Origin of the sequence: Pseudoalteromonas sp. MB41, from assembly GCF_020966275.1 — a bacterium.
Classification (GTDB): Bacteria; Pseudomonadota; Gammaproteobacteria; order Enterobacterales; family Alteromonadaceae; genus Pseudoalteromonas; species Pseudoalteromonas lipolytica.
Window position 1 is genome coordinate 81,810 of sequence record NZ_JAJJZF010000012.1, and the last position, 13,834, is coordinate 95,643.

The 13,834-nt window shown below is 36.8% G+C and carries 10 protein-coding genes; 6 read left to right on the forward strand and 4 right to left on the reverse strand.

Going from position 1 to position 13,834, the window contains the following annotated elements; genetic code table 11:
- The first annotated feature begins 19 nt into the window (after positions 1 to 19).
- The 3 genes from LPA49_RS12925 (at position 20) to LPA49_RS12935 (ending at position 2,407) form a co-directional block, all read left to right on the forward strand.
- The gene (locus LPA49_RS12925) at positions 20 to 412 is read left to right on the forward strand and encodes a hypothetical protein (protein WP_199527829.1); all 393 of its coding nucleotides are present in this window, start codon (positions 20 to 22) and stop codon (positions 410 to 412) included.
- A gap of 151 nt (positions 413 to 563) precedes the next feature.
- Positions 564 to 1,094, forward strand: a complete 531-nt coding sequence (locus tag LPA49_RS12930) for a hypothetical protein (protein ID WP_206769233.1) — start codon at positions 564 to 566, stop codon at positions 1,092 to 1,094.
- A gap of 356 nt (positions 1,095 to 1,450) precedes the next feature.
- Positions 1,451 to 2,407, forward strand: a complete 957-nt coding sequence (locus LPA49_RS12935) for a Shedu anti-phage system protein SduA domain-containing protein (protein WP_230236698.1) — start codon at positions 1,451 to 1,453, stop codon at positions 2,405 to 2,407.
- 252 nt (positions 2,408 to 2,659) lie between these two features.
- Here the strand turns inward: LPA49_RS12935 and LPA49_RS12940 are convergent, their stop codons facing one another.
- The 4 genes from LPA49_RS12940 to LPA49_RS12955 all read right to left on the reverse strand — a co-directional run bounded on the left by LPA49_RS12940 (position 2,660) and on the right by LPA49_RS12955 (position 8,100).
- Positions 2,660 to 3,094, reverse strand: coding sequence for an antitoxin Xre/MbcA/ParS toxin-binding domain-containing protein (locus LPA49_RS12940; RefSeq protein WP_199525851.1), 435 nt, complete (start codon positions 3,092 to 3,094; stop codon positions 2,660 to 2,662).
- A 74-nt stretch (positions 3,095 to 3,168) separates the two neighbouring features.
- Entirely contained in the window at positions 3,169 to 3,867 is a 699-nt protein-coding gene (gene gmtX, locus LPA49_RS12945) for a gamma-mobile-trio protein GmtX (protein WP_199525853.1), read from the reverse strand.
- Positions 3,857 to 6,622, reverse strand: a complete 2,766-nt coding sequence (locus LPA49_RS12950) for a VPA1269 family protein (protein ID WP_199525855.1) — start codon at positions 6,620 to 6,622, stop codon at positions 3,857 to 3,859. The genes gmtX and LPA49_RS12950 overlap by 11 nt, the downstream gene beginning before the upstream one ends.
- Positions 6,619 to 8,100: a hypothetical protein gene (locus LPA49_RS12955; protein ID WP_199525857.1), complete on the reverse strand. Its 1,482-nt coding sequence runs from the start codon at positions 8,098 to 8,100 to the stop codon at positions 6,619 to 6,621. The genes LPA49_RS12950 and LPA49_RS12955 overlap by 4 nt, the downstream gene beginning before the upstream one ends.
- A 368-nt stretch (positions 8,101 to 8,468) precedes the next feature.
- Between LPA49_RS12955 and LPA49_RS12960 the strand changes: the two genes are divergently transcribed.
- Genes LPA49_RS12960 through LPA49_RS12970 form a run of 3 tightly spaced genes read left to right on the forward strand, consistent with a single transcriptional unit; the run spans position 8,469 to position 13,810 of the window.
- Entirely contained in the window at positions 8,469 to 9,860 is a 1,392-nt protein-coding gene (locus tag LPA49_RS12960) for a tyrosine-type recombinase/integrase (RefSeq protein ID WP_230236700.1), read from the forward strand.
- On the forward strand, positions 9,847 to 13,209 hold the full coding sequence (locus LPA49_RS12965) for a hypothetical protein (protein WP_230236702.1): 3,363 nt from the start codon (positions 9,847 to 9,849) through the stop codon (positions 13,207 to 13,209). The genes LPA49_RS12960 and LPA49_RS12965 overlap by 14 nt, the downstream gene beginning before the upstream one ends.
- Positions 13,202 to 13,810 (forward strand): hypothetical protein, encoded by a 609-nt coding sequence (locus LPA49_RS12970; protein ID WP_230236704.1) that lies wholly within the window; start codon positions 13,202 to 13,204, stop codon positions 13,808 to 13,810. Before LPA49_RS12965 ends, LPA49_RS12970 begins: the two co-directional genes overlap by 8 nt.
- Positions 13,811 to 13,834 lie beyond the last annotated feature (24 nt).

Below are 13,834 nucleotides of genomic sequence, written 5' to 3' on the forward strand. Positions count from 1 at the left end.
ACCCTATGGAGGAGTGAACTTGGGTTCTTATGTTGTTTCTGAAAGTGTTCTAAAACAGGTGCTTGTAACTTTATACCGGAGGGTTGTCTCCAAGCAAGAAAAGACTGTTATTGATTTAAAGCGCATTAAGTTTCACGGATTCGACAGAGACATGGAGCAAGATGTGCCGCAGGTTGTGGACAAAACGGTTATACCTCATAAGGTTCAATATGCCAGTTATATTTTGCGTATGGAAAAATTAGGCTATATTGAGCGCAAAGATATGGAATTTAATTTTACTGAACAGGGTTTTCTCTATGCTAGCGAGTTGGCTCATCCGATTAAGACAGCAGTGAATAAATACTGGCAATTTTTTGTAGGGACAACAATTGCATTAATGGCTCTAGTAGTGGCAATAATGCAACTGAAATAAACACGGGTATTACAAAACAGTCAAGGTGATGCATTTTACTCGGCAGTTTTGGTATGGAGTTCTGGTGCTTGGCTAGTTCAGCGTTGGTACACCTTATTGTAAACGTTATGTGCCCAGCAGGGAGTAAAGTGTGGAGCCATGTGAGAATCCAATGGAATTGAAAGATATCATAAGTATTTCTATATCTATCATAGCGTTAGTTGCATCAGTGATAGCTATCTATTTATCACATTGGCATAAAAGTTCTAAGGCTATTCTTTGTCTCAATAGCAGACTTTTTGACTGTCTAAATGAAAAGACAAAGCGGGAACTAAGATATACATTTAGCAATACTGGAAACCAAGAGTTGTTCGTTAAAGATGTGTCACTGCTACGAGGGCAATCTCCGTTAGGGAACTTAAAGCATTCATCTTCTTATCTGGTTATTCCGTCAAACCACATCGACCCATTTGTTATCAAGCCGGGTGAAATCAAATTATTTATGCTATCTCATGAAGTTGATTATGAGCTAGCTCCTGATTACGATGAAGAATTAAACAAGTACATACTAGTTAGTCTAGAGGTTATTTCGGCTAATGGTAAACGCTTTCAGGTTACTCATGACATATCAAATCTTGGCCCATCTGGCCCAGATATAAGAGATAAAATATGGGCTGGTGTTCCACTTGGGGGAAGTGTTTGAGTGAAAGCACATAACAAGTTAAAACAGCGGAAAACCACTCGCTGCGCTCGCGTTTTACACTGTTTAAAGCGTTACTGATTAAATACTCTAACGCGTTTTTGCCCCATTGTTTGTTATCACTGAAGTTAATTAATTTCTTTTGGATGAAAGTTTCCCTTACTTGTAGTTATCAGAGGGAGTGTCGTCGTAAGCTTTTTAAAAATATGCGTCTTTTTGCAATCTAATATCCATTCCTTCTCATTAACCTATTGATTATCAATTGAACTGTAATTGGAAAGACTGCATGATAGGAGTATGAAAAGCGGCTAAAAGCCGTATAGAAAGCGTTAGCAGCTATGAGGAGATAAAGAGGTATCATGACAAAAATCAAAGATAGATTAGTTAAAATTATTCGTGATAAACCTAGAGTATTGACCCGAGCAATATTTTGGAAAATCCCTCATAACACTTCTGAAGACGAAGTGTTCTTGAAGCTTGGTCGGTATAATAAGCCAAAGGGTTGGCTTGAGGGTGAAACACTAGAATTAGATAAACCCAAAAGTGAACTCACTCTCGATAGTGAAAAGTTCAGTAATCTTATAGATTTTATTTCAACCAATTACGAGCCTTTCAGACAGGGTACGAAAGCTTTTTTACCTTTAGATAACCCGTACGACACATCAAATGCAGAGCAAATCAAACAACTTTTAAATTTACCAGACAAGCAAGGGATGCTTCAGTTTCTATTGGACAAAGACGTAATACCGGAAGAATTAGAACTAGGCTTAGAGCATGCACGAAAATCTCGTGCAATAGATGAATTTCAATATTTACTAGAGTCTGACTTTACTGAAAACGTATGGCAAAACTGGTTTGAAACCAATAGTTGGGTTCTAGGTAGCGACTTTGTCAAAGTGTTAGATGAAAGAGCAATAGATACTCATAACATTTCAGACTTTCTAATGGAAAGTTATGACGGCTTCCTCGATATTGTTGAAATCAAACGACCAGAGGGCGGTTTAAAGTTCTGGGCTTCAGGTCTTGATCATAATAATTATTACCCGCACTCTGATTTAATTAAGGCGATCACACAATCCCAGTCTTACATACATGAAATCGAGCTAGAGGCAAACAGTGTCAAATTCATGGAAAGGGTTGGTTATGTGAAAACGATTAAGCCGCGATGTACGTTAATATATGGTCGCTCAAATGACTGGAACCGAGAGCAGCAGCAGGCATTTCGAGTTTTAAATAGTAGTTACCACAACTTGACTATTATGACGTTTGATCATGTGTTAGAAAGGGCAAAGCGTATACTTGGAAAACGCTGCTAACAAGTATTTAAGGTTTCAAGATACTTTTACTAGTCTGATATTAGCGGCTTACCAGATTACGCGTAACTCACATTTGTCCAGAGACGCTTTACAGTGATAGTCCGCATCTGGAACAAACCGGCTATTCACAGTCAGGCTTGATTCAACGCTAAAGTTCAAATATGGCAGATCAATTTAAGGTTTATTCAATTTTAACTTACTCAGATTAACACTACTAAAGTAAATAATAAATCTTTAGCGCATTTATTATTCTTAGGCCGTGTAGCCATATTTTAGTCCATAAATCACACCTCTTATTAGCTCTCGCCCTCTTATTTTATCTATCATTCTAAGTGGAGGTTGGCCTTCAAAGTTGAGATGAGGTGTATTTAGCCAGTGATTCCAATTATCGATATTCCCGAAGTAGTTTAAACCAAATTCACTCAATTTAGTGATTTCTATAGCATTCTCACTAGCTTTTTTGTTTAATAGCTTAGTGGACTTGCGGAGCAAGCTAGATTTTTTCACACCTATAATTTTTGCTACTAAATCTAGCTCCCATTTTAATAATTTAGAGATAGCTTGTAAAACCTCTGTATTAACACCATTTTCTACATAGTTGATTTCTTCAAGTGGACTCGAATATTTGGACAGCTTACCGTTGGTAACAACATAGAGAAAGTCGAGCTGGAAAGTTGATTTTGACATTACAATTCTAATTTTAATGTGGCGATAATAAAGCTTAGCCGAAAAACACAGCTAATTACGAATATTAAGTTCAATTATTGTATAAGCTTTTCCAGTATTTCTTTAAGACCCTCACCAGATAATGTCTCGTCTCTTTTAATCACAGATTTGCTAACTAAAGCTCCGTCTTCATCAAAAGCTAGAGGCGTCAGTTTAGCGCTAAGGAAATCCTTAATAACTTCTCTTTCATAGTCTGAGAGCTCTTTGTTGTTGCCTTGGTAGGTCAACAGATCGTCATTGTTTGCTTCATAAGCTATCTGTGACTGACTAACGGAGGGGAGTGCTTTCACATCTTTTAATATCGTAACTTGGTTTCTCAAGCTTCTTAATTCACCGTACATTAGGCTGAATTTATGACGAAGTGCAATATCAGGGATTTTGGCTAGATCTTCTTCATCAACAAGGCTAAGTGCTGTCTCAGTATCTACATTTTTTACTCTGCTTTTCTTCTCAGAATGCACAAGCTCAGAATGTTTCATCCACTCTTCAATTAACTCTTTGTAAGGGTTTCCGCCCTCTCTATCGTTATAAATAGTTCTTTTAGAAAGCTTAACCCCTTCCTCTGCAATGTATCTAACAACATTTGCTACAGAGACTACAGTGTTTTCTGAAATCTTCTCACAAGCATTGTGTATTCTTGCAAGCTTTGTTCTGACAGATGCGGTTTTTGCTTTTTCCTGCAACGTAGAGAAAACACTATCCACTCGTTTCTTACTAATACTATTATTCGTCATCTTTAATGCTGCCTAGTAAATTATTCGATTCTTTAAGTGGTGAGATTAACTTCTCTTGATGTATGCCAAGCTCTTGAATGCTAACGGCTCCTGCGTGAAGGTTTTTCAATTCTGTATCCGAAAGCTTGGTTAATAAGTGTTCAGAAGCGGCATCTAGAGCCAACTTTTTTTCTTCAGCAGACATTGGAGCAAGACTCAACGGCACGAGTCCTGAGTTGGCGTAAATCTGATCAACGAAATGATTTCGCTCTAATTCAACCCTTGAGTCTTCAAATTGCGGATAAAGTCTTGATGCAACAACCAAAAGGTGTTGAGAAGCAAATTTACTTGTTTCTACACAAGCAGAGTCATGCTCTTCTTTAGGTGTTACAGCTACAGAACCGAGGTTATCTTGGTGATTATGGCTTTCTATCCCAAGCATATTTTTGGTTCCATTATATATTTTATAAGCAGCATGAGCGCTATAAATTGTGTCATTTAATGTTTCTGATTTTTCTTCAATAATAAAATCTAGACTTTTAATTTCATCTACCAAAGTAACTGGAATCAAGTGTTGTTGTTGCTTTTTAATGAATTCATACCTCTCTTTAGAAAGAGCCTTTCTGCGCACCCTCAAGTCATCCAAATTAACTGATAGATGATTTATTGCTTCAAACAGTCTATTTGTATGAAGCCAAAGCTCTATAGTCCACTCCTTTCCAGTGACGAAGTGACGACACATAACACAGTTTTCTTTACCGCCCCGTACAGGCCCGTATTTTGCTTTTGTGGTTTTGGTGGCTTTTTTAATTTCTTCTCCACCATCGTGACACCTTGTGCCAGCGTATGGGCAAACACCATAGGAATTAGCAGATAAAAATGCTGCATCTACATTTGACAGTAATTGTGCAATAGCAGCATCATTATTGGCATGTAAATATCGCTTAGCATCTTCAAAAGCTGCATCTTTTAGCCATTCTCTCAAGCCTTGTTTAGCTTGAGTCTCTATTTTTTTTCTTGCTCCATTTAATACTTCAGTCACTTTTCTATCAGAGTAAACAATGTAATGAAGCGTCATTAGAATTGATGCGTGACCAGCGATAATTTTACTTAATACTTCAATAGGTACTCCATTTTCCGCCATAGCGGTCAAGCCAGCCACTCTTAAGCCATGTGGTGAGTAAATTGCACGCTCAGGTTGTCCTGTTTGCTCATTAATCTTTGTTATTATCTGGATCTCTTCGCCTTGCTCTTGTAGTCTTTTTTCAGCTTCTTGCATGATATCTAAAAAATATCTATGCAATACATTTGATGACATAGGGGATTGTGGTTCTAATGCCGATGGATTTCTAAAAAGATAAAACCTATCTGGAATTTGCTGCAAAATTGCTTCAGATGGCCTCCCATCGTTATGCAAGAAAGATTTATCAATATCTCTATAGGACAGAGCTGTTTTAACTGGATTGTATTTAGTTTGAAAGTCTCTTAATTTTTGAAAGTACGAAACAAGTGTTTGGTTATACCAAGGTATTGTGTATCCAGAGTGCTCCCCATGCCCAACATTTATATCTGCTGTTTTATTGGTGTTTATATAGAAACCTGCGCCTTTAGAGTCATTCAGTTCTCTTAATACCCCCCTGTTGACCACTGAAACGCCTTTGCGTTGCCAATATCCTGAGTGCTCTGAAGAACAAGGCTCCCATTTTCCATTTCGAAACTCGACCACATCTCCTTCCCCTGAATCGAGCATTTGCACTTGAATCTTTCGAACTGGGATTTCTAGCATAGTCAAATATACATACGAAGCAACAGGATTGAATTCACGAGTAATCTCACCATCTTGATTTGTGTAATCAAAATAATGATTACTTAACGACTTCGGGAAAGCAAAATCATCCTCAGAAATAATGTCACGCATCATAAACAGCAGGCTCGATGGTATTAGTAGCTTGTCTGTATGTGGCTTATTTGGTTTACTTTTCTGATGCTCCTTTCCGTATACTTGTGCCTCAGTTACAATAGGATATCCAAAGAGTGTGCTCTCATCTTCTTCTGTTTCTGTCATATAGTTATCGATAACATATTCAGAAAACCTAAAAAAATGCAGTAAATCAGAAGTATAGGACTTGTTAAAATATTTATATTCACTAATGAAATTCTTATGCCTTTGTTTTGAAAGGTATGAAAGTGGATGGGGGATGACTTTGTACTTTTGATCTAAGAACTTCAGAAGCCGAACCATTGCACCTCTAGCTTTTTTGGTATTCTTTGTTTGAAGTTGTTCTATGAATTCATTTGCTAGTTCAACCCATTTAATCATATCTCCTTCAGTGTTAGTCTTGATGAGTGCTTCAAAACTAGATTCTGTATTGGATTTTCTGTTTATTTTAGCGTATCTACTAAAACCCTTAACTGCATGAACGTGATCTAGTATGACAGCGGCTTTTCTAAATCCAGTTTGAAGTCTTTCGCTTATGTTTGGACTGTACTGAAAGTACGGTTCTTTGATTAAATCAAGCGCTTCTTTAAATTCAGTTATAGTGACTTCCTTCAGCGAAGAAGCAAATGTATATTTTTCCAAGGAATTAAGTGCCGCCATAAGCCCAGACTCTACAGACCTTATTGAGCCCTTGTGTTTAGCATTACCGTAAATATTTAGTTCATTGAAGAATTTATCAGCTTCATCAAATAGACGACTTACACCTTCTTGTAAATTAACGCTAGTTGAAAGCACATCTAAAAATGCTTTGGCTCTTTGCTCTTTTCCTGATTTCATTCTAAGACCCTTGTATCAGATAGCTGTAATTGCACATCATCCATAACAGACTGAATTCGCTCTTGTGTTGGTGCATCATAGGCGTTCTGTGATTCGATACTCCCATGCTTGACCGTCTTCTGCACTATAAGGGGATCGACATTTGCGTCCTTTAGTTTCCCAATGTAGAAATGCCTCATAGCATGAGGGTTTGTATTTCCTTTCTTGCCCTTGACTATCTGAATCCCTAGATCTTTCTCGACTCGGTTAAGCGCTGAGCTGAACGAATCATCCAGAGACTTTGAACTATATGGTTCACCGACATAACTTTTGCCTGAATTTCTATCAACACCAGATGAGACGAACAGAAAAGGGTGATCGGGCTTACCGCTATCAGTCAATGCTTTAACTCTTTTTGGCCTAACATTGTTTATATAGTAGTGATACATCGACAAAAAAAGCTGTTCTGCACCCTTGTGCATAAAGTAAACATAAGCCTGATTATCCTTATCCAGCGCTAAGTTTTTCCACCCAGCTCTCTGAGACTTACTCTTATCTTCATTTCGAGGTAATCTGCCAATTCTCTTTAAATACTCTTTTCTTGTCATATTTTCACCTACAATGTGTGTAGATGAATCTGATGGATGCCTTTGAACAACTTTTAATCCATGCCCCTGAACGTAAACAATGTCAGTAACCCATAGATGCAAAGGCTCGTCTTTTCTTAAACCAGCGAAAAGCCAGAGCAGGCAACACATTTTCCCCACTATATCTTCTTGTTCTTCTAGAGTAGGGGCTTTATCGTTTTTCATAAAACCTCTTTTAAATAGAGGATCGATTAACTCTTCAGGGAATCTTTTCGGAGCAGTCTGACTCTTAGACGTTGAGTTCTGAAGATTATAGCCAGAAGATTCGCTACTTCTATGAAGTTTTCTTGCTAGGTGCTGTACATTAATAACATGGCTTAAAAAAGAGTAACCTTTTATTCTTCTAGCAATATGCAAAAATGAAATTGCGGTTTGTTCGGAATGTGGTATTGAATAAGACTCTCTATTTAATAGGTTCTGAGGCACTAAATCATTTTGTTCGGAGTAATGAATGACATCATGCAATGCTGTGCATAATCTTTTAACGACATCTATTCCAGTCGAAGGCCAATATAGTCCGAGATTGTCACGACCTGTTTCATCTATCGTTCCATTTAGTAGTGAAATTAAAAACCCTCTTACCAACCTCTTGTGAAAAAGAGGGTGACTAGGTGATGTAGATTCCTTTGGCAACGATGTGCAATAGTCAAAGAATAACCCCATCGCTCTCGCTCTGTATCTCATCCATTGCTCAGACATCCCTATATTATCGAGGAAGTAGTCAACCAAGATTTCTACTCTTTTGGTTTCACCACCGGAAAGATACAAAACAGGAATGATAGTGGTAGACCCTCCATCAAGAGCCAGCCTTTGTTTAACGATAATATGATTTTTAGGGTGAGGATAATTCATACAAATAGTTTATTTCTTGAACTGCTAGTGATGGTAACATTATAGTAGGGGGTGATACAATGCTCAAAAAAATCAAAAAAAGGGTTGCATTAAAATTCAGGCGTCCTATAATGCACTCATTGTTTACGACAATGGTAACACTTGGTAAGTTTAATTAGCCTTACATACGAGCAATGCCCTTCTAAGGCATCGGTCCGGGGTTCGAATCCCTGAACGGACGCCATCTTACTCCCTCTTTTACTAATTATTTATCAAGCATTTAAATCAAAAGTACAACTTTAAAGTATTTTATAGATATTTCTTTTATATGCACTTTTATGCACTATAATAGGTTTAAGTTAAACCTTAAAGAGCTTAGTGCATACATAATGATCAGCAAAATCGAATATAAAGTTCATAACGGCTTCTCATCATTTGCTTTGTTCCATCAGGAGCTTGGAGTATTAGAAGAACCGAAGCAATACATTGAAGCACTAGCACTAGCTCAAGAACCATCAAACACTATCAAAGCTATTGCTCAAGATCTAAAAACATTCTTCGAGTATATTTACACTTTTCCTATAGTTTGCGAAAAATATAAAAATCTTAAAGCAGGCTTGTTATCCAGAACTGTTTTAGCAGACCTGATACTTTCGTATCCTATTTATCTTAAAGAAGGCGAATATGCTGATGGCTTTATAGGTGAGATTGCGAGGCTTACAGGGCAAGAACCTAAAAAAGCCACATCATGTTCTAGAATGCTTAGCTCGGTTAGTCAATTTGTAAAGGATTCTGCAATTCTACAATCAGAACTTACTGTGATGAAAGAAAGTGGGTTGCTAAATATCGACGTTGAAGCCGACATTATGTTCTCAGAATTGACGACAAGAAGAGTGCTAAACCAAAGTCAGGCCAATGCATTAATAGCAAATTCGATGATGGCAGGAGTCCTCTCAGGGGGGCCAAAGTATGTTCAAAGCTCGTTGTTTAAAACTGTTGGCTCTACTGCTGGTAATCAAGATTTTTATAATAAGGCTTTTCCACTTGATTTAGCTGAGGAGCTTATAGACCAAACATCAAACTATCGGGATATTTGTTTATGGGCTTTATTAGCTGGGACGGGTGTACGTCAGTCTGAAGGACTACAACTATTAATGGCAGATGTGAACTCACGTAAACGGATAATTTATACAATTAACCCAGAAGACCGTCCTCTGGCTTATGTTACATTGAGCAGTGATCAACAAGCGCAACTAGAGTGGAAAGGTAGAAACATTAAAACGGTATATTTTATAGAGCCTTTTAAGACAATATTTTTTGATACTTTACCGAAATACTTGATTGAGAGAAGGAAAACAAGTTGTAGTCATAAGTTTCTGTTCGTAAATCTGGACCACGAAAATAAGGGAAAACCATATTTTCTAGCTAGTAATGAGTCTTTAAATAAGTCATTTAAACGTGTTCAAAAAAAACTAGGTATTGAGAAGCCTTATACTTTGCATAGTTTGAGGCATTATTACGGAACTTTCTGTCGAAATTATTTACCACTCGAAGGCGGTAAGGTTGGTTTAAATACTGCTACTGTTCAATCGTTGATGGGACATAGTAGTGAAGAGTCCACTAAGGGCTACGCAATTATTGATAAGGTAATTTTAAAGTCTATGATGGCAGCCGCAAACAATCTGCTAATGAAGAATAAAAGCGATGTTAAGAAGTTGACTGAAGATGCCATAAATTATCAGCTTACTTTGGCAGAGGAAAAGATCCTTGGAATTAAATAGTATCAGTGAGCACTTTGAAGCTATAAAGGCATCATTTATAGAAGATCTTCAACCAATAGCTAGTCCTGATTCACGAAAAGGGCATGATTATTATGGCTATTTCTCTTATGAATTATTGACGTTTTTAGATGATGTAACGCCTGAAAACATACATGACTTTTACCATTCAACTAAGAATGATAATATTTGGAAACTAGAGCAAAACCGTATATTTGAACTTCTAGGAGTGGCTATTAGCTCTAATGGAGAGAAGGGCTTCTTAAGGATCATTTTTGCGAGTTTATTTGCTTCGATAGCAAAAAAGAAAGTAGTTGTTATTCCAGCGGATTATTATTTTAATAAGCCATTTACAAAGCCTCATAAGCAGTTCTTATCTGATAATTATTTTATTAGCTTACTTCCTTCATTCGCAAAAGAGCTACTTTTAACCGCCACTCGATCTAGATTTGAGCAAAGTAAGCATTCTTTCATAAATGATTGGGCAGGTGTTGAGGAGAATTTCAATCATTATAAGACTTGGAACAAGTCTGCAATTGATGTTTTTAACTTGTTTTGCGCTTATGGAATTGAGAAGCCAACAGGGTTATCCCCAGAGATAGTGAACAACTACCGAGTTGATCGTTTAAGATGTAACCAAGGGGTTATGTCATGGTTGCCTGCAATTTCATTTTTCGATCATAAGTTTGATACTGCTATAGTTAGTAAAACCCAAGAGCTAGCTCGTAGGCAGCTTAAGATTGAAATTAAGAAAGACGAAAAAACAACTCTCGATTATGATGACTCAAAATTTAAGAGCCTTGGCCCAAAGGAGGCGCTGGAGTCTTCTAGTCCATACTTAAAGGGCAAAGACCTATGTGTATTGGCTCCAAGGGCTTTAAGAAATGATATTAAGATTGGTGAATATACTTTCCATATTTCCAGCTTAGCTAATTATAATATTAGCTCCATAGATAAATCTTCACTTTGGTATAAGTCTCAAGAAGATTATGTAGGCCATGATTCACCAGAAAAAAGTACGAAGAATCAAAGAATCAATGCGCTTAGATATTTAAATGCCTATCTGTTTGATTATTTACCTTACTTTTTCAGCAAGAATGACACGGTGATCCAATACCCTGATACACCCGAAAAGTTCTTAGGTTATATATTCATTAAACCATCATCGGTGATGGAGAGTGTTGCCTTTAAATCAGAGCAAAAAATTATTTACCCATGCTCATTTATTGATTTCACATCCTTGTTCGTTGATATGAGAAAGCTGCACTCAACGGATAACAATAATACCCTCAGAGACACTCTTGCAACAATCAACAGGTACTTTGAATACATACTTACCAACTTCGGCAATATTGATGGTTTGAAACTACAATCAAATCCCTTAGATGCAAATAAGAAAAAGTTCGGTTCAAGATACTCCAAAAGCAACAAGGCTATGTTGGATTTGAACTACTGGATTTACTTTAGAGCTTTTATAAAGACGCTCACTAAACATGCTATGTTGAAGTCGGCAGAAGAGTGTTACCTGTACTGCAAGAAAAATGGATTAAATGAGATTGCTGCTGATATTAAGGTTATCAAGGAAGATATTTCAGATTTCATAGATAAAACTGAGACATCATTAAGTGAACAAGAGGTTAGTAACCGTATTCCAGTCGAAGGTCATCTTCCTATCAGCAAGGTTATTGAGCTTGTTGAAGGCTACAGACCGTTAAAAATATTTGATGTCGATTTAAGTAAGTTCAAGAGAAAGTCTATTCAGTTAACTGAAATGGGTTTGATGTGCAAACATCTAGACTATCAAAGTTTTGCTTCTATTTTAGTAAGTGCATATGCTGCCCAGAGGGCGTCAAATGCGAGTTGGTTAGATGCTGATAACTTTGATGCTGACTATATTCAGGATAACAATTTACCGATGGAGTCATTGGTAGATATCAGGATTCACACGGATAAAAGTAAGCCTACAGGATTTGAAAGTTTGATCTCAAGAGAAGTTATGGAAGTGCTTCTGTTAGCTAGAAAATTGAGAGGTCTAAACCGAAATCCAAACTACGTCAATCCAATTAAGTATCAAGATAATGAACAGAGTAAATTTGGTAAGCTTAAGCCACTATTACAAAACTCAAATTCCAATTCGTTTCGCCATTACAATCTTTCTTTGTTTTTGGAGATTTTTGAAAAGTGTTTGACTGATTCTGGTATCGAATTTGTCAGTCAACTTAGATTTGGGCCAGTCAATGTTCGGTCGCAGGACTTTTATTACTTTGCAAGGCTGGGAAGTGTCCCAGTATCTTATAGTTATTACATTCGTGATAACCAAAAAGAAGATTTTGTTCCTTTCAGCTCAATAGAGTATAAAAGTTTAATTACTGTCCATTCTTTGCGTAAGCAACTAGTTACGGTATTTGATGTGCTAATCGGTGATCGGGAAGCCATAGGAATGATCACGGGTCAATCTGAAGCGACCGTTGGTTACTATTCAGATAGTTCTCCTCAGATTGAAGGAGAAATTGTAAAACACAAAAAATTAGTCATTGAAAGTGTAGTTGCTCCAGAGGCGGTTGCATTTAAAGAGGATGATTTTGAACAAACGATAGATTACAGAGAATTTGCTAAAAAATATAGGCCAATTACTACACATATGACTAAAGAAGTTGGTTCAGGTTTATATGATTTGAGTTCTAAAGATGAACTTTCGCTTAACTGGACACATCTATGTCCGTTTGGAAATGATTGTCCTAATGAGGTTGTAAGAACAATTGGGCGAATGAACTGTCATATTTGTCCTAAAGCAATCAGTACAAAGCATCAGGCACCAGCAATAGCACTTAAAATTAAAAAGCTATTAGACGATGTTGCGGATCTGACGGCTCAAAAATTCAAGGCTAATGTCACGAGTGCTGACCTAGATAGTATAAATTATGAGATCACTAATAATTTGAAGCAAGCAAGTTGTTGGAAAGTCAGAATAGACATTATCAATAAGTACGGGATAGCGGTTGGTGATAAGGACGAAGTTGTTAACCGAATGAAGTATATGGTGCCGGGTACATTTAAACATAGCTTGTGGCTACGTCTCAAAGAAGCTGCAAATACTCCAATTTTACAGAGTGATAAATTAAAAAGAATTTCAAATCGAATGGTAAGAAAGTTAAATAAAGTAGTTCCTGAATTGGCTGAAATACTTGAGTCTATTGAGGGCGAAGTTGAAGATGATCCAGTTTCATTTTTATTAACATCACTTCAGATGGTTTCAGAAATAAAAGAAATACCACTGGATGAGTTGTTAGACGGTAGGGAAAAATTGATTTCAGATGATAATAAGAAATTGTTGGAGATACTAAATGTCTGAACAACGGGGTTTGGCCTTAAAAAAATCTAAGCAGAAAAGTGTAAATGATAGAGATGCGAGATTAGTAGATATTTTAAAGGGAATGAAAAAGCTTTCCTTCATTAATTTAACTGCATTGTCAGATTATGTTTCTGAAAAGTTTGAAGAAAAATACTCAGAGGTAATTTCTCCATCAACTTTAAGAAGAAATAAAAAGTATCGAAAAAGGCTAGATAAGTTCCAAAACAGCAATGGTGAAATTCTTCCTGAAGAAACTGAAGTAGCAAGGTTAGAAGAAGACCTAATGATTGCTGAAAGTGAAAACTATACGTTGGAACAAAAGCTAACTACTGCTAATGAGGCCATTTCTAACTTGCTTGGTCAAGTGTCGTCTTTAAAAACGTTATCATTAGAAAACAGAATTGATGGTGTTCAAGAATTTCAAGTAGATGATTCATCATTTAGGGTGATTCTCCTGCTGCTGGAACATGTTGATGATTTTGAAGTTAGGGATACTGGGATTTACGATTTAGCTTCTGCTATTGGTGATGAAGAATTAGTTATACCTTATGATGCTTGCCCAGAGTTTTTTATTTGGTATTTTAAGAACACACGAACTTAAGTTTGATATCAAATAAAGTACATG

What these genes read in the sequence shown, in the direction of transcription:
- LPA49_RS12930 (WP_206769233.1), top strand. Translation starts at nt 564, where the DNA reads ATGGAATTGAAAGATATCATAAGTATTTCTATATCTATCATAGCGTTA.
- LPA49_RS12935 (WP_230236698.1), top strand. Translation starts at nt 1,451, where the DNA reads ATGACAAAAATCAAAGATAGATTAGTTAAAATTATTCGTGATAAACCT.
- LPA49_RS12940 (WP_199525851.1), bottom strand. Translation starts at nt 3,094, where the DNA reads ATGTCAAAATCAACTTTCCAGCTCGACTTTCTCTATGTTGTTACCAAC.
- gmtX (WP_199525853.1), bottom strand. Translation starts at nt 3,867, where the DNA reads ATGACGAATAATAGTATTAGTAAGAAACGAGTGGATAGTGTTTTCTCT.
- LPA49_RS12950 (WP_199525855.1), bottom strand. Translation starts at nt 6,622, where the DNA reads ATGAAATCAGGAAAAGAGCAAAGAGCCAAAGCATTTTTAGATGTGCTT.
- LPA49_RS12955 (WP_199525857.1), bottom strand. Translation starts at nt 8,100, where the DNA reads ATGAATTATCCTCACCCTAAAAATCATATTATCGTTAAACAAAGGCTG.
- LPA49_RS12960 (WP_230236700.1), top strand. Translation starts at nt 8,469, where the DNA reads ATGATCAGCAAAATCGAATATAAAGTTCATAACGGCTTCTCATCATTT.
- LPA49_RS12970 (WP_230236704.1), top strand. Translation starts at nt 13,202, where the DNA reads ATGTCTGAACAACGGGGTTTGGCCTTAAAAAAATCTAAGCAGAAAAGT.